15 protein-coding genes and 1 other RNA gene are annotated in these 15,183 nt (G+C 68.8%); 7 read left to right on the top strand and 9 right to left on the bottom strand.

Annotated elements, in window-relative coordinates; genetic code table 11:
• The first annotated feature begins 16 nt into the window (after nucleotides 1–16).
• Nucleotides 17–1,717: an FHA domain-containing protein gene (locus tag OG555_RS22270; protein ID WP_329474446.1), complete on the top strand. Its 1,701-nt coding sequence runs from the start codon at nucleotides 17–19 to the stop codon at nucleotides 1,715–1,717.
• Between the two features lie 18 nt (nucleotides 1,718–1,735).
• Here the strand turns inward: OG555_RS22270 and OG555_RS22265 are convergent, their stop codons facing one another.
• On the bottom strand, nucleotides 1,736–2,152 hold the full coding sequence (locus OG555_RS22265) for a MarR family winged helix-turn-helix transcriptional regulator (RefSeq protein ID WP_329474445.1): 417 nt from the start codon (nucleotides 2,150–2,152) through the stop codon (nucleotides 1,736–1,738).
• Nucleotides 2,153–2,262: 110 nt separating this feature from the next.
• Here OG555_RS22265 and OG555_RS22260 point away from each other — a divergent pair, with 110 nt between their 5' ends.
• From OG555_RS22260 to OG555_RS22250, 3 genes are all read left to right on the top strand, one after another.
• Nucleotides 2,263–3,144, top strand: coding sequence for an MBL fold metallo-hydrolase (locus OG555_RS22260; RefSeq protein WP_329474444.1), 882 nt, complete (start codon nucleotides 2,263–2,265; stop codon nucleotides 3,142–3,144).
• Between the two features lie 72 nt (nucleotides 3,145–3,216).
• The gene (locus OG555_RS22255) at nucleotides 3,217–3,654 is read left to right on the top strand and encodes a MarR family transcriptional regulator (RefSeq protein WP_329474443.1); all 438 of its coding nucleotides are present in this window, start codon (nucleotides 3,217–3,219) and stop codon (nucleotides 3,652–3,654) included.
• Complete coding sequence (locus OG555_RS22250; protein ID WP_329474442.1) at nucleotides 3,651–4,862, top strand: epoxide hydrolase family protein; 1,212 nt, start codon at nucleotides 3,651–3,653, stop codon at nucleotides 4,860–4,862. The genes OG555_RS22255 and OG555_RS22250 overlap by 4 nt, the downstream gene beginning before the upstream one ends.
• 2 nt (nucleotides 4,863–4,864) lie before the next feature.
• On the opposite strand, the gene OG555_RS22245 is transcribed toward OG555_RS22250, so the two are convergent.
• The 3 genes from OG555_RS22245 to OG555_RS22235 are packed head-to-tail and all read right to left on the bottom strand — an operon-like array spanning nucleotide 4,865 to nucleotide 6,361.
• Nucleotides 4,865–5,071, bottom strand: coding sequence for a hypothetical protein (locus OG555_RS22245; RefSeq protein WP_329474441.1), 207 nt, complete (start codon nucleotides 5,069–5,071; stop codon nucleotides 4,865–4,867).
• 29 nt (nucleotides 5,072–5,100) lie between these two features.
• On the bottom strand, nucleotides 5,101–5,535 hold the full coding sequence (locus tag OG555_RS22240) for a MarR family winged helix-turn-helix transcriptional regulator (RefSeq protein ID WP_328523453.1): 435 nt from the start codon (nucleotides 5,533–5,535) through the stop codon (nucleotides 5,101–5,103).
• 31 nt (nucleotides 5,536–5,566) lie between these two features.
• Nucleotides 5,567–6,361: an alpha/beta fold hydrolase gene (locus tag OG555_RS22235; protein ID WP_329484855.1), complete on the bottom strand. Its 795-nt coding sequence runs from the start codon at nucleotides 6,359–6,361 to the stop codon at nucleotides 5,567–5,569.
• 412 nt (nucleotides 6,362–6,773) lie between these two features.
• Between OG555_RS22235 and OG555_RS22230 the strand changes: the two genes are divergently transcribed.
• Nucleotides 6,774–8,570, top strand: a complete 1,797-nt coding sequence (locus tag OG555_RS22230; RefSeq protein ID WP_329474440.1) for a SulP family inorganic anion transporter — start codon at nucleotides 6,774–6,776, stop codon at nucleotides 8,568–8,570.
• 269 nt (nucleotides 8,571–8,839) lie between these two features.
• A complete protein-coding gene (locus tag OG555_RS22225; protein ID WP_329474439.1) occupies nucleotides 8,840–9,319 on the top strand; it encodes an NUDIX hydrolase in 480 nt (159 codons plus the stop codon).
• A 52-nt stretch (nucleotides 9,320–9,371) separates the two neighbouring features.
• On the opposite strand, the gene OG555_RS22220 is transcribed toward OG555_RS22225, so the two are convergent.
• Nucleotides 9,372–10,586 carry an acyl-CoA dehydrogenase family protein gene (locus tag OG555_RS22220; RefSeq protein WP_329474438.1) on the bottom strand — a complete coding sequence of 405 codons (1,215 nt, stop codon included), beginning with the start codon at nucleotides 10,584–10,586 and terminating at the stop codon, nucleotides 9,372–9,374.
• A complete protein-coding gene (locus tag OG555_RS22215; protein WP_329474437.1) occupies nucleotides 10,583–11,371 on the bottom strand; it encodes a DapH/DapD/GlmU-related protein in 789 nt (262 codons plus the stop codon). Before OG555_RS22215 ends, OG555_RS22220 begins: the two co-directional genes overlap by 4 nt.
• A gap of 94 nt (nucleotides 11,372–11,465) precedes the next feature.
• Here OG555_RS22215 and OG555_RS22210 point away from each other — a divergent pair, with 94 nt between their 5' ends.
• Nucleotides 11,466–12,863 carry a helix-turn-helix domain-containing protein gene (locus OG555_RS22210; RefSeq protein WP_329474436.1) on the top strand — a complete coding sequence of 466 codons (1,398 nt, stop codon included), beginning with the start codon at nucleotides 11,466–11,468 and terminating at the stop codon, nucleotides 12,861–12,863.
• Between the two features lie 534 nt (nucleotides 12,864–13,397).
• Here the strand turns inward: OG555_RS22210 and ssrA are convergent.
• The 3 genes from ssrA to OG555_RS22195 form a co-directional block, all read right to left on the bottom strand.
• Nucleotides 13,398–13,772, bottom strand: a transfer-messenger RNA (tmRNA) gene (gene ssrA / locus OG555_RS22205).
• 100 nt (nucleotides 13,773–13,872) lie between these two features.
• Nucleotides 13,873–14,559 carry a YoaK family protein gene (locus OG555_RS22200; protein ID WP_329474435.1) on the bottom strand — a complete coding sequence of 229 codons (687 nt, stop codon included), beginning with the start codon at nucleotides 14,557–14,559 and terminating at the stop codon, nucleotides 13,873–13,875.
• Nucleotides 14,560–14,581: 22 nt separating this feature from the next.
• The gene (locus OG555_RS22195; RefSeq protein ID WP_329474434.1) at nucleotides 14,582–15,142 is read right to left on the bottom strand and encodes a DUF1707 and DUF4870 domain-containing protein; all 561 of its coding nucleotides are present in this window, start codon (nucleotides 15,140–15,142) and stop codon (nucleotides 14,582–14,584) included.
• Nucleotides 15,143–15,183 lie beyond the last annotated feature (41 nt).

Genomic DNA, 15,183 nt, shown 5'->3' with positions numbered 1-15,183 from the left:
CCGGGCTGGGGTGTGAGTGGAAACCGAATTCGCGCTGTCACTCGGCACGCAGCGCTGGACGCTGCCGGCCGAGAGCGACACGATCACGATCGGGCGTGCCTCGAACGCCGACATCCGGTTGCAGGCCGACGACCAGATCTCCCGGATCCACGCCCGCCTGGGCCGCACCGGCACGACCTGGACCCTGTACGACGAGTCCCGCAACGGCACCGGCCTCAACGGCCGCCGCCTGGCCTCCCCCACCCCCCTCACCGAAGGCGACCGAATCCACATCGGCCGCTCGGTCCTGACGTTCCACGAAACGCCGGTCCAGGCCCCGGCGGAGCCCGCCCCGAGCCCTGCCGCCTCCGCTCCCGGCCCCGCGGCCTCCGCGCCTGCCGCCCCGCCGCCCACCGCTGCGGTCCCACCACCCGCGGAGTTCGGCAGTCCAGGGCCCGCCACACCGCCCGCTGCCCCGGACGCACCCGGCCCGGTCCCCGAGGACCCATCCCCCTTCATCCCCGCGGACCTCACCTCACCACGCCAAACCCCACCCGCGGACGCCAACCGCCCGAGCCCCTTCGCCCCCTCGTCGGAGCCGGGCTATTTCACCCCCGCCGACCCCGAGTCAGAGGCCGGCCGGTTCACGTCGGACGCCGGGCCCTTCACCCCCGCGGATCACGGGTCGGAGCCGGGTCCGTTTGTGGCTGACGAGGCTGAGGGGAGTCCGTTCGGGTCTGCGGGCTCCGGGTCGCTCGACGACGCGGCGCCGCCGCCGGCCCCGCCGGACATCCCGCGCCGGGAGGATGCCCCCGGCAACTTCCCGCTCTTCCCGGACGAACCGTCGTACGAAGGCACCGACGAAGACGCCCCCTGGGCCGCCTACCCGTCCGACAACTCCGAGCCCGCCAACTCTCCGTGGGACCAGGACAACTCACCGGCCGCACAGCCGAGCTGGAACGAGTCGGCCAGCTGGCCCGATACCAGCCGAGCGCACCAGCCCGACCGCCTCCCGCCGACCGACCGCGTCGGGCCCGATGACGACGGCTCCGAGGAGGTCGGCACGGTCCGCCTCCTTCGCGTGCTGCTGATCGCCGGCGCGGTGATCGTCCTCGGCCTGGTGATCAACCTGATCGTCACGTTCCTCGCGGACGGCCCCGGCGGCGCGCTGCGCTGGTTCGTCCCACCGGCGATCGCCCTGGTCCTGGCCATGATCGTCGCCCTCCTCGACGCTGCCGCACCGAAAGGCCGCGCCGCCGGCCGGCTCGATGTGTCGATCGTCGTCGCGATCGTCGTCGTACTCGTCGGCGTCGGTGTCGGCGGCTTCGCCCTCACCGCGGGCGCGGAGTACGTCGGCGGCTACCTCACCGGCAACGAGTCCGGCGAGGCCCGCCTGATCAAACCCGTCGCCAAGACCGTCGACGGTCTCACCGTCACCGTCCAGAACGTCACCTACACGAGCCACTTCACCCGCGTCGACCTCCTGGTCAAGAACACCGGCGAGCAGGCGGTCAAACTGCCTCTGAAAGGCAACGCCACCTTCACCGGCGCCGAGGGCAACGCTCTGCGCGCCGACGCCTCACGCAGCCGGTGGCCCGGTAGCATCCCCGCCGGCGGGTCCGAACACGGCACCATCACCTTCACCGGTCACCTCCCCGACGCCACCACGGCGGCCGCCCTCACCCTGAAGTCCGGCGACACGGACGTCGCCGTCTCCGGCATCGTCCTGACCAAGTGACACACGCGCCTGGGCAGCTCAGCGCTTGGTGATCGCCCGGTCCAGGAGTTGCTGCAGCGTGTTCTGCTCCGCCGCGCTCAGGCCGGCCAGCGGTGATTCCTGAGCGAGGAGCTCGAGCAGGTCGGCGCGCAGCGCCGTCCCCTTCGTGGTGAGCACGAGGTGACGCGCCCGCCGGTCCGTCGGGTGTGGGCGACGTTCGATCAGGCCCTGGTTCTCCAGCTTGTCGACCACGAACGTCGCGTTCGACGGCTCGCAGCTCATCCGCTCGGCCAGCTCGCCCATCGTCATCGGGCCGGACAGCTCGCGCAGCGCGGTCGCTTGCGGAGCGGTCAGGCCGAGCTTCACCGCGCGCGCCCGCAGGTGCTCGCCGATCTGGTGGGACAGCCCGTTCACCAGCCCACACAGCTGCCGCTCGGCGGCCTCCGGACTCGTCATGCCCGCACCCTACCTTATTCATCAAGCCAGAATATTTATAGCTTGAATCTTTCAAGTCAGATGTTTTATCGTCGTCGGCGTTCGATCCGCCTTCGACGAAAGAGCGCACGATGACCACAGCATCCGGCGACCGCCTCCGCCGCCCGGCCCGCCTCCGTTCCGTCGACCTCGGCCCGATCCGGGTCAGTTACGTGCCGGACGGCGCCGTCCAACTCGTCCCGCACGGCTGGTTCCCGGAGACGACCGAGGAGACCTGGGCCCGACATCCCGAGTACGTCGACGACACGGGCCACCTGGCCGGGAGCCTCGGCGGCCTGCTGATCGAGTACGGCGAACGCGCGCTGCTCGTCGACGCCGGCTTCGGACCGGATGCCTGGCCGGCCACACCCGGCAACCCGATCGGCGTGATTCGCGGCGGCGCGCTGCTGGACAATCTCGTCGCACTGGGCCGCAAGCCGGAGGAGATCGAGGCGGTCGCCTTCACCCACCTGCACGTCGACCACCTCGGCTGGGCCTGGCACCCGGCACCGGGCAGCGACAAACCGGCGTTCGCCCATGCCGATTACTTGCTCACGGAGCCCGAGTGGTCGAATCCCGAACTGGCCGAGGCCGAAGGCACGAGCCGCGAGATCCTCGACGTACTGCGCCCCCGGGTGCGAACTGTGGCCGACGGCAACGAGATCTTCCCCGGTGTCCGCGTCCAGCTGACCGGCGGTCATACGATCGGCCACGCGGCGTACGTCGTCGAGGCGGCCGGCCGGCGCCTGATCGCGTTCGGCGACGCGCTGCACTCGCCGATCCAGATCGCCCGCCCGGAATGGTGGGCCGCGCCCGACCACGACCGCACCCTCTCCACCGCACACCGCCACCGCCTGATCAAGGAACTCTCGCAGCCGGACACGCTCGGCTTCGGCATCCATTTCGCCGACGTCCCCTTCGGCCACGTCGAAACCCACGACGGTCAGCCCGAATGGCACCCCATCGACGCCTGAGGGCCGGCCTGTCGGCCCCGGCAACCGGGACCGCTCTGCTCGCTTATATCGAAGATTGATATAGTTCAGGGCATGGCGGACGGGTTGGATGTGGATCGGCTGACCACGGTGATCGAGGACTTCAACACGATCTTCATCCGGTTGCCGTCGGTGCGGAGGATCAACTTCTCGACGTTGTCGGTGCTGCACACGCTGTCACGCAAGGGCCCGCTGCGCCTGACCGATCTGCTGGCGACCGAGCAGCTCAAGCAGCCCGCCCTGACCAGCCTGGTCGCGAAGCTGGTGCAGGACGGACTGCTGCGACGCCGCCCCGATCCGGGCGACGGGCGGGCGATGCTGCTGTCGCTGACTCGATCGGGCCGGCAGATCGTCCGCTCCCGCCATGCGAACCGGGTCGCGAAGCTCACTCGCCTCGTCGACCAGCTCACCCCCGAGGAGCGCGCCGTACTCGCGGGCTCCGTCCACGTACTGACCCGGCTGACCGAGATCGCCGCTGAGGAGCAACCATGACCGGCTTTCCCCTGGAGCCCACACCGATCCATGTCCCTGACGAGGTCCTCGACGACCTGCGCCGCCGGCTCACCGCGACCAAGTGGCCGCTCGACGTCGGGAACGACGACGGCTTCTACGGCGTACGCCGTACCCAACTGCAGGCATTGGTCGAGTACTGGGCCGACGGGTTCGACTGGCGGGCGGCGGAGCGGGCGATCAACGCGTACGAGCATTACCGCGTCGACGTCGGCGGCGTACCCGTGCACTTGATGCGCAAGGCCGGCGTCGGGCCGCGGCCGATCCCGCTGATCCTGAGTCACGGCTGGCCGTGGACGTTCTGGCACTGGTCGAAGGTGATCGATCCGCTCGCGGACCCGGCGTCGTACGGCGGTGATCCGGCCGACGCGTTCGACGTGATCGTGCCGTCGCTGCCCGGGTTCGGGTTCTCCACGCCGCTGACGAACCAGCCGGACATGAACTTCTGGAAGATCGCCGACGTCTGGCACGAGCTGATGACCGGAGTGCTCGGCTTCGAGCGGTACGCCGCCGGTGGGTGCGATGTCGGCGCGCTGGTGACCGGACAACTCGGGCACAAGTACGCCGACGAGCTCTACGGGATCCACATCGGTTCGGGGCTGAAGCTCACATTCTTCAACGGCGATCGCGGCTGGGACCTGAGCGGCGGCAACCCGATTCCACCCAACCTGCCGCCGATTGTCCACCATCGGATTGTCGAGTTCGAGCGCCGCTTCGCCGCCCACCTCGCGACTCACGTCCTCGATCCGAGCACCCTCGGGTTCGGCCTCGCCGACTCACCGGCCGGCATGCTCGCGTGGATCCTCGAGCGCTGGCTCAGCTGGTCCGAGGGCGACAAGGCGTTCAGCGACGACGACCTGCTCACCCACGCTACGATCTACTGGGCGGGCAACGCGATCGACACCTCGATCCGCACGTACGCCAACAACAACCGCTACCCGTGGACGTCGTCGCACGACCGCACGCCGGCGATCGAGGCCCCGACCGGCATCACCTTCGTCGGCTACGAGAACCCACCCGGCGTCAACACGCCGGAGGAACGCATCCAGAACTTCCTCAGCAGTGATCGCGCGGCTTGGTACAACCACGTCAACCTCACCGCCCATCCGCAGGGAGGCCACTTCATCCCGTGGGAGCTCCCCGGCGAGTGGACGGACGACCTGCGCCGTACCTTCCGCCCCTACCGCTGAACTCAGTGGTCCGCCAGGCGGGGGTGGTCGCGCCAGGCCGGCATCGTCGCCATGTAGGCGAGGGTGTCGGCCTCGATCTTCTCGCGCGGGTCGTCCGGGTTGCGGCGCTGCTGCCAGGACACCATCGACGCGAACCGGGTCTCGAAGTCCTGAAGGTTGCCGTCGGCATCGATGCAGTACGCGCAGTAGTGGCCGCTCTCGATCGGCATACTGCAACTCTCGCAGGTGGTGGTCATGGTCATCGCTCGGCTCCGTTCGATCGCACGAGATGGGACAGGGTGGTGAGCAGCACGTCGCGCTCGCCGGATGGCAGTACGGCGAACGCCTCGGCCAGCGCGGCGACACTGAGTACGTCGCGATCGGCTCGCAGTACGGCGAATCCCTCCGGCGACAGCCACACCAGCGTGCGGCGCCGGTCCTGCGGATCGCGCTCGCGTTCCAGCACACCCTTGGACTCGAGCTGTGTCACGATGTCGCTGACGACCGACTGCGCACGATCCAGATGCAGCGCGATGTCTCCGACGGTCAACGGCCCGGTCTGCGAAAGGTGCTGCAGGACGGCCCGGCTCGCGCCGGACAGCTCGTTCCGCTTGCCGTCGCGCCGGTGAAACCGCAGGTACGTCTCGCGGAACAGATCGGCGAACGCCTGGGCGTCCTCTTCGGCCGTGCTCACACAGAGAATGTCCACCCCACCTGATCCATCGTCAATCCCGATGAATCCGCGCCTGCCGGACGGCCATCGGCGCCCCGTGCTCCACGTGCGGCCGCTCCGCACGGACGATCAGACGGCGAATCTGCTGGGCCACATCATCCGGCGCGTTCTCGTCGGGCGCGTTGTGGTCGAGACCGGGAAGTACGGCGTACTCGGCGCTCGGGATGATCGCGGCGAGGCGCGGGAGGATGCCGGTCAGGTACGCGGGCGACTTCTCACCACCGAGGAGAAGAGCCCGCGACGCGATCCCGGCGTACCTGCTGCCATCGGAGTCGAGGCGCACGATCTCCCCGATCTCGGCCGGTGTCGTCGGCATCATGTCCCGCGTCTCGCGCCCGCCGGACCCGTGCAGCATCAGGAATGCGATTGCCCAGAGCAATGAGGTCGCCTTGTACGGCAGCAGATCCGTGCCCTTGAGGAATGTCGCCATCGCCGCAGTCGGATGTCCCCCATCGAGCTGCTGCGTGAACGTGTTCAGCCAACTCGCGTCGAACGACCCCTCGATACTCACCGCGGGCTCGTAAGCAACCAGCGCGTCCAAGGGCCGCCGCAGTCCCACATGCAACGCCACCAACCCGCCGTAGCTGTGCCCGAACGCCATTCGCGCACCGGTCCGCTCCATCACCGCCAGGACATCGTCGACCTCGGTCTCCACGCCGTACGACGCCCCTTGCGCCCCACTCACGCCACGGCCACGCCGCTCAACCACGTGCACCTCATGGGCCCCCGCGAGCCCTCGGGCCAGGCCTTCGTAGTGGTGGGCCCGCCGATTGTTTCCCGGAACCACCACGATCCCAGGGCCCGCCCCCAAGCTCAGAACCCCGATCGCCGCCCCATCCCCAGCCACCACAACGCCCCGCCGCCACTCACGTCTCCGCACCCCAAGCCTCCCTCGTCCGTTTCCCCACCATCCCCGCCCCCACTGTCACACCCCTGTCACCTCTCTGGCATAACCCACCCGCAGCGCGATATCTGCCCATAACGGACATATTCACTGCCAATCCGGGTCCGGATGGCTGTGCGTTCGCACGCGCGCGACGGAAAGTCACGAGGAATCGGGCGCACGCGGAACGCACTTCGGTGGGCTGGTCGCAGAAGTCGCCCAGGTGAAGTCAGCCCGTAGGGGTGATGACGGGTTACCGGCCGGCTGTGAGCCTGAGGGAAGGACGCGACCGGTCCGTTGAGGAAGCGGGATGCCAATGGTCGAAGCAGAGGGCTCGAGCGGTGAGCCTGCGAAAGTCGTCCTCGTCCCCTACGAGAGTGCCTACGAGGGTCGTTCCCCGTTCGCATCGTCGACCAAGCCACCATGGACGCGCCGCTACGTCCCGTTGGTCGACTCGCTGAAGAGCTACTCACGGGACAAGCTCCGCGTCGATGCGCTGGCAGGGCTGACGGTCGCCGCCCTTGCCCTCCCCGCGTCGATGGCATACGCCGAGCTCGCCGGGCTTCCCGTCACCGCCGGCCTGTACACCCTGCTGCTGCCCGTGCTGGCCTACGCGCTGCTCGGATCGGGCCTACGCACCGTGGTCGGTCCGGAAGGTGCCGTGGCACTGCTGGTCGCCAGTGCCCTCGCGCCGCTCGCCGCCGCGGGCTCGGCGCAGTACGCCACGTTGGCAGCCGCCCTGGCCATCGCCGTGGGCGCCATCTTCCTCATCGCTCGGCTGCTGCGCCTGGGCTGGATCGCCGACTACTTCTCGCAGTCGGTGCTGGTCGGCTACATCAGCGGCGTGGCGGTGGTGATGATCCTCGGTCAATTGGAGAAGCTGACCGGCCTGTCCAGCACGTACAGCGGTGCCATCCGGGCGACGATCGACAACGTCGCACACATCGGCCATGCGAACCTGGCGACGGTGGCCGTGGCGGGTGGCGCCTTTGTCGTCCTGATCCTGCTCGGCCGCTTCCTTCCGCGCTGGCCCGGAGCCCTGGTCGTGGTCGTCCTGGGCATCGTGGTGTCCTGGCTGCTCGATCTGGAGGCGCACGGTGTCGCCGTCACCGGCTCGATCCCGGCCGGATTGCCGTCGTTCGACCGGCCGCACATCACCGGCTCGGAGTGGCTCTCCCTGGCCCTGCCGGCCGCGGCGATCTTCCTGGTGAGCTTCTCGGACTCGATCCTGACCGCTCGATCCTTCGCAGCTCGGCACGGCGAGACCATCGACGCAGACCAGGAACTGCTCTCCTTCAGCGCGGCGGACGTCGCGGCCGGCTTCACGCACGGCATGCCAGTCGGCACCAGCGGATCCCGCACCGCCGTCAACGACTCGATGAAGGCCACCAGTCAGGTCAGTGGCCTCGTCGCCTTCGGCACCATCCTGCTGATCCTCCTGTTCCTCACCGCCCCCATTCGCTACCTGCCTTCCGCGATCCTCGGCGCGGTGATCGTCTACGCATCGCTGAAACTCATCGACCCGGCCCAGTGGCGAGAGCTGGCCAGGAGCAGCCGCACCGAGGTTGGCATCGCTGCGATCACCTCGGTGGTCGTGGTCGCCATCGGTGTGCTGCCGGCGATCGTGGTCGCCATGGGGCTGTCCATCATCGACGTGATCCGCCGCACCGCCATCCCGAGCGACGCCGTGCTGGGCTACTCAGAAGCCGACCAGCGGTACGCCGACGTCGGCACCCACCCCGACGCGGGTATCACCCCCGGAGTGGTCGTCTACCGGATCCAGGAACGGCTCTTCTTCGCCAACGCCCACTTCTTCAAACGCCGGGTATGGGCGGCCGTCGACGGCGCACCCAAGCCCGTCGGCCACCTGATCCTGGACGCCACCATGATCAGCGGGATCGACGCCGCCGCGGTCGGGGCGATCACCGAGGTCCGGACCGGACTGCACAGCCGTAACATCACGTTCGAGGTCGCGCACGCAACCGACGAACTACGCGAGCAGTTCAGCGATACGGGCCTGACCAGCGTGATCGGCGCCGAGCACTTCCATGGCACCGTCGCGGCCGCCGTGCGGGCGTGCGCCCCGCCCCCTCGATCGATCTCCCCTGAATGAACCCGGCCGATGGGGGATGTGAGCACCCGCCCGCCAGCGACGTCAGCGGTCGCGGAACGACGAAGTGCCTGGCCGATGTTGCTCTGACCAGGCACTTCTCAAGGGGTGGACCTAAATGCCGGATTGGGGGTGTCTTCTTCCGCCGACCGTCATCTCGGGCCTGTCAGAACGCTGTCACCAGCCGCAAGGTCGAGGCTAGGTAGCCCGCCCTGCCAGATGGATGGATGGATTAGCGGATCCGCCGCCGCGGCCGGGGGTAGCCTGCCGGGGTGACTTCATCGGGTGACTACACGGCGACGCTTCCCCGCAAACGTATGGGCGCTGGTGTCCTGTTCACTGACGTGGCTGGGCGTGCGCTGCTCGTCGAGCCCGTGTACAAGGACTACTGGGAGATCGTCGGCGGGTGTGTTGAGGAGAACGAGGCGCCGCGGCAAGCCGCTGTGCGCGAGATGAAAGAAGAGCTGGGCAAGACAGTCATGCCGGGGCGGCTGCTCGTGGTGGACTGGGTGCCGCCGCGACCAGATCGAACCGAGGGGGTCATGTTCGTCTATGACGGCGGCACCCTTGATGAGCAGAGCACGGCCGACATTCACTTGCCGCCGGACGAGCTGTCCCGCTGGGCGTGGTGCGACCAGGAGCAGATCGAGCAGCGGATGTCGCCGCTGCTGGCCCGGCGTGTGATCGCCTCGCTGCGGGCCAAAGCCGAGGGGACGGTGTTCGATCTGGAGAACGGCTTCCACTTGCCGTGACCGTGCTCCTTGGTGGAGCGCTCCAATCGTGGCGAGCGCGTCGTCGTGGTGCTCAGGCCGCCGGGTCGTAGTGATCAGCTGTCGCGACGTCAGCCCGGGTCGGTGCGATGCCGCCGGTCGGGGCGGCCAGGAGACTGACCCCGCCGGATCGGTAGAGGCTGTCGTGGATGCCGTCGGCGTACAGCAGCCCAGTCAGGTCGGCGCGGGCCTTGGCGACCGGATGAGCACGCTGAAACCCGGCGGCGCCGATCAGCGGCGCCAGGTCGGCCACCGCGCGGACCGCGGTGTCGACGCCGGCTGCCTTGCCGACCCGGGCAGCGAAGTCGGCGTGCGGGTGTTCGTCAGCGGCCAGGCGGCTGGTAGTGATGGCGGCCAGCAGCGCGGCGGTGATCTCGGCGTGAGTCCTGCCGAGCACTACCAGGGCGTTGTCACGGATCCTGGGTAGCACCCCGACCCTGGCCTTGGCGGCCAGGGCGCCGGTGACCAGGGTGTGTACACCGGCGGCTGTGCCTAGCGCTGTCGCGGTGACCAGGGGCCGGAACCCGGCGAAGTGACGCCGGAATACCCCGAGGCCATCACCTGGCCGGCCGATCAGGTCGGCGGCCGGATCCACCGGCACCTCGTTCAGGTGTAGCAGGCCCCACGACCAGCCCTCCAGCCCGAAAGGTTCGATGACCTCCCGCTCCACATGCGGCTGATCGGCGTCGACGACCGCCGCACTGATGCGTCCGTCGGGGTCGCGGAAGAACACCACGAATCCGGTCGACTCGATTAGCCGCGAAACCCAGCACTTCTCGCCGGTGATCTGCCAGGTCCCGTCGCGGCGCAGCACTGCGCGGGTGGTCATCTCCTGGATGCGTGAGCCGCCGTGTCGCTCGGTCGCGGCGATCCCCACCAGCTGCCCGGCCTCCACACGCGTACGCCAGCGGACAGCGGCGTCGGCGGTGCCCTCGGCGAGGATCATCGCTCCGTGGCCAGTCCCGGTCGCGTCCCGCAGGTCCAGGTCGTGGAACCCCGCGGTGAACTGCGCCAGGGTCTGCCACACCAGGCCTGCCCGCCCGGTCGGGGACCGGTGCCCGCGGCTGGCCAGGTCTCGGCGCACCTGCAGCAACCACTGTGACCGCGCCGTGGAATCTGCCAGCCGCGGCGCGGCCGCGCACAGGGCGCTGAGATCGTCGGCCAGGCGGTGCAGGTCGTGCCAGCCAGAGTCATCGACCTCGCCGATGCTGGATCGCAGCGGATCCAGCCAGATCGAAGCGCCGGTCACAGGATCACTTCCCCGTGCTGGGTGGCGGGCACGCCGTAGACGATGGCGCGGGCCCGGACATCTTTGGTCACGACCGATCCGGCGCCGACAAGTGCGTGCTCGCCGACGGCGAGGCCTGCGAGGATGACCGCGCCGGAGCCGACCTTGCACCCGTACGCGAAGGACGGCGGCACGAGCGGCTGCTCGTGATCCGGATCGCGCCAGATCAACTCCTTGTCATTGATGGTGCGCACCCCGGCACCGATGAACGCCCGGTCCGCGACCACGGTGTCGGCGGTCAGGTGCGAGCCAGGTGAGCAGCGCACGCCGTCGCCGATGACACAGCCGCGCTCGATGGTCAGGTTCGCCGCTAGCTGGCTGCCGGCGCCGACCCTGACGTTGGTACGTAGCAGTGTGTTATGCCCGATTGTGGTGTCATCACCGATGGCGGCGCCCGCATAGATCACGGCCCCGGCGCGCAGCACCACCCCAGCGCCAACCGCCGTAGGTGCGCCAGCGCCCTGGTAGACCCGGCGTACGGCGTATCCGTACTCTGGCTCGCCTACCACGGCCCGGTGCCCGATGCGGGTATCCCGGCCGATCGTGACGCCGCCGTGCACGATCGCGAAGGCGCCGACGGTGACGCGGTCGCCAAGCACGCTCGGGCGGATGGTGCCGAGCATGTCGGTCGGGAGGAACACTGCCGACGGATGAATCTGGCAGCCGTCGCCAAGCTCCAGCAGCCCGGCCCGGACCAAGTCGGTGACGGTGGCCGGGGTGGCGCTCGGTGTGGTGAGGTGCATCATCGCGGGACTCCCCTGTCTTCGGCGGTTTCGATGCCTCCAGCACACCGGCAAGTGAGCCCGGATCGAAGACATGACTACTCGGGGTGCAACCGGCTTGCACAACCTGCAAACATCGGTCACGCTCAAACTCCCGCCATCGTGGATGGAGGTGACCATGAGCACCCACCCCGCCTGGACCACGATGCCGTCCATCATGCAGGCGGCCACCAGCGGCGACTTCGGCAAAGTGCTGCGCACCGCCAGGGTGGCCGCCGGGCTGAACCTGCAGGACGCCGCCAGCCTCGCTGGCGTATCCGCCTCGACATTGAGCCGGATGGAGACCAAACCCCACCGCGCCTGGGACGTGCGCGACCTTCGCCGTCTCGCCGAGGTGTTCGCCATCCCCGCGCACTTGTTCGGACTGTCGCGACCGATCTTCGACTCCCGCACCGCTAGCCTGAGCACAGGTGCCGATGAGGATGGTGATCCGATGCGCCGACGCGACCTGCTCGCGACGACCGCCGCCGTGGTGACCGGAGCAACGGTGCTTCCCCTAGACCAGGCAGCCGCTGCGAGGGGGATGGCTGACACCATTGAGGACGTGCTCTTCGGCCGCGGCAGTGCCGCGCCTATTCTGGGACACCAGCTCGCCGCGCAGCTCGCCGCCGCGCGGGCTGACTTCCGCGCGACCCGCTACAGCCAACTCGCCCGCCGCCTGCCCCGGCTGCTCGCCCAAGCTGTTGCCGGCCGCGATGCCGCCACCATCAGTGATGCGCCGCTGGCGGCTGCCCGGCTGGCGCAGACCTACAGCCTTGCCACCGAACTGCTGGTCAAGCTGCATGATAACGGGATGGCATGGGCCACTGCGGACCGCGCGGTCCAGGCCGCCCGTACCGGCGACGACCCGGTGGTCCTTGCCGAGGCCCGTCGCCTCGCGGCCACCGTAATGCGACGTACCCACCACCGGGACGGCGCGCAGCGGCTCATGCTTGATGCCGCCAGCCGACTGCACGCCGACACCGCCCTCGCTAACACGGCCGCGGCCGCGATGTACGGACAGCTCCTCGCAGCCGCCTCCTACACCGCTGCGCTGCGCGATGACCGCGACAGCGCTTGGACGCTGCTCGGCGAGGCCGAGGACGCCGCGCGCCGTATCGGCGCCACCAAGAATGACCGGTTCAACATGCTCGAACTGGCCGTCTACAAAATCAGCGTGTCACGAGTACTCGGCGACTTCGGTGCCGCCGTCGACTACGCCCGACTGGTCGACCCGACCCTTATCACCTCCCCTGAACGCCGCGCCCGCTACTGGGAAGACACCGCCCTCGCCCTACACGGTCGCGGCCGCTCACAAGCTGCATTCCAGGCACTCGTCGCCGCCGAACGCGACACACCACAGGAAGTCCGATTCCGGCCCTGGGCGCAGCAACTGACCCGCGACCTGCTAACCGGAGATCGCCGCAACAGCCTGCCTGGGGTGCGGGAGTTCGCCGGCCGCGTCGGCACCCTCTGAACCAGGCGAAGCCGTGCAGCGCGCCGGCGTCACAGTCCGAGCGACGTACACGCGCCGGGCGTCAACCAAGGGATCGGGTCTTCATGTAGTCGACGGCGAGCGCCTGCAGCCTGCTCCCTCGGACAGGTCCTCCATCGCGGCGTTCACGGTAGGTCGGCGTGAGGTCGTCGGGCGTCGGGCGTCGGAGAACCTCGTGCGGTTCCCCAGTGCTGGCGCCCACCAGGACATGCAGCGCTGCCATCAGAGCGGCGTCCGGACCGGCGAAGGAGCCGGTAGCGGCGCGGACTTGACCGACTGAAGCAGGGATCCGACGTCGGAGGGGGCGCTGGTACTCCCGGCTAGATTCACGCTCAGCACCGCGCATCGGTCGATACGTGCCCTGAACACTCGCCGACACCTCCAGAGTCGGCCGGCTGATGTTCGGAGGTCCCGGGTGCGGGCAGACACAGAGAAACCTCCCTGCGGATGACACTAGGCAGGGAGGCCTCATTGTGACGGACCGACACACCTCGCATGAGGGGTATCGAATCCGGCGTGTGGAGGTGGCGGGAATCGAACCCGCGTCCTTCAGCGTTGCTCCAAGACTTCTCCGGGCGCAGTCTGTTAGGCGATTTTCTCGGCCCCAGCGCTCTCACAGACACGTCGCTGACAGGCTCAGTCACTGTAAATGTCCCGTACTAACCCCGTGACCGGGCTAGCACAGCAAGCTTCCTAGCTGAGGCCAGGAACCGGGTCGGAAGCATCCCCGGGCTGACCCTTCGTTTACCTCAGGCCGTCAGGCGGCGAGAGCGAAGTTAGTGCGCGTGTTATTGGCACTTATTGGTTTCCAGAGATCGTTAACGAGATAACCCTGGATCCTCGGCCCGCTTCCCTTGGAACTAACGTCCAAAGTCGAAACCGTTCACCCCCTGTTGAGTTGTCAAACTCCCACCAGCCCCGAAGGGTGGTGGAAGATCCACACTACCAAGTCCAACAGACCGCCCGCACCTCACATTCCCGGCGGCAGCGCTCACGCGGCCGGATCCGGGGCCGGGGCGGGCGCGAACAGGAAGACGAGCGCCGCGGCGGCCACCACAGCGCCGGCCAGAGCGATGACACCGGAGACGGTCTTCTGGAGCAGCAACGCCCCGATCGCCGCACCCACGAACATGGCCGCGATGGAGCCCAGCCGACGGTGCGGCTTGGCCGAGCGACCGGTGCCCAGCACGCTGTCCGCCGCCAGCCCGGTCAGGGTCAGCGTCAGCACAGTCGTGGTCAGATCCCGCGGCGCCGCATGCCGCACCGTCGCGTTCTGCAACCCGAAACAGCTCGCCAGCGCCACGATCAGCACGTACGACGTCCCGCCCGTCTCCCGCAGTACGCCGACACCCACCAGCAGCGCGCACACCCACAGCACCACCGCCTGCGCCCCGAAAGCAGTCCCCAGCCACCGCCGCGGCCGTCCATCCAGCACACGAGCCGCCCGCCCGCCACCAAGTGACCCGAGCACGAACCCGAGCACCGCCGCCACCGGCGGCCCGAAGCGAAACCCTGACGCCGGCACCACGGCGAACCCCAGGAACACGACGTTCCCCGTCATGTTCGCCACGAACGTGTGTCCGAGCGACAGATAGCTCACCGCATCGATCAGCCCCGTGGCCCCGGTCAACCCCAGGAACCCGGCAACCTCCCAGCGTGCCGTGACTGGAACAGCCATGCCGCCTAGCGTAAGAGACGAGCTACTTGATCAGCCGCAGCGTGAACGGGTAGCGGAAGTTCGCGCCGACCGCGGTAGCGAGGCCGCCGATCCCCGTGAGGACGAACCACAGGATGCCGAGCAGCGGGAAGAGGAATCCCAGGAACCCGTGGGTCACGCCGGTCGCGATGCCCAGCAGCGCGAACGCGCCGAACGCGCTCAGCTGGAAGTTCAACGCCTCGACCGCATGCTTACGCACCGCCGGGTTCTTCTGACCCGTCGTCGCGACCACGATCGCCGGCCCGACGAAGAACGTCGGGTACCCGAGCCAGTGCGCCACCGTCCCCATCCCGCGGCCGCTCGAGTCGTACCGCTGGAGCTGCGCAGGCCGGGTGAAGGCGGCGGGTGCGTACGTCGGGACCGGCCGGGAGACGAGTCCGTCGAACGTGCTGTTCAGCTCGGCTCGGGTGCGGGCCTTCAGCGCCAGCTCGAGCCGGGTGTCGAACTCGAAGTGGTCCAGCCGGCCGTCGGCGTACATCTCTTTCAGGATCTCGACTGCGCGGTCCCGTTGGGCCGGCGTCACCAGCAGGTCTGAAGTGCTCATGCCTCCACTCTGCGCGCCGGACGCCGCTCGCCCCATCGGGT

It is taken from the genome of Kribbella sp. NBC_01484, assembly GCF_036227145.1.
In the GTDB taxonomy this organism is placed as follows: domain Bacteria; phylum Actinomycetota; class Actinomycetes; order Propionibacteriales; family Kribbellaceae; genus Kribbella.
This window is presented reverse-complemented; position numbering and strand designations above follow the sequence as displayed.

Excerpts from the sequence above, each read along its gene's own strand:
- OG555_RS22265 (WP_329474445.1), bottom strand. The coding sequence starts at position 2,152 with ATGACGAGTCCGGAGGCCGCCGAGCGGCAGCTGTGTGGGCTGGTGAAC.
- OG555_RS22260 (WP_329474444.1), top strand. The coding sequence starts at position 2,263 with ATGACCACAGCATCCGGCGACCGCCTCCGCCGCCCGGCCCGCCTCCGT.
- OG555_RS22255 (WP_329474443.1), top strand. The coding sequence starts at position 3,217 with ATGGCGGACGGGTTGGATGTGGATCGGCTGACCACGGTGATCGAGGAC.
- OG555_RS22250 (WP_329474442.1), top strand. The coding sequence starts at position 3,651 with ATGACCGGCTTTCCCCTGGAGCCCACACCGATCCATGTCCCTGACGAG.
- OG555_RS22245 (WP_329474441.1), bottom strand. The coding sequence starts at position 5,071 with ATGCCGATCGAGAGCGGCCACTACTGCGCGTACTGCATCGATGCCGAC.
- OG555_RS22230 (WP_329474440.1), top strand. The coding sequence starts at position 6,774 with ATGGTCGAAGCAGAGGGCTCGAGCGGTGAGCCTGCGAAAGTCGTCCTC.
- OG555_RS22215 (WP_329474437.1), bottom strand. The coding sequence starts at position 11,371 with ATGATGCACCTCACCACACCGAGCGCCACCCCGGCCACCGTCACCGAC.
- OG555_RS22200 (WP_329474435.1), bottom strand. The coding sequence starts at position 14,559 with ATGGCTGTTCCAGTCACGGCACGCTGGGAGGTTGCCGGGTTCCTGGGG.
- OG555_RS22195 (WP_329474434.1), bottom strand. The coding sequence starts at position 15,142 with ATGAGCACTTCAGACCTGCTGGTGACGCCGGCCCAACGGGACCGCGCA.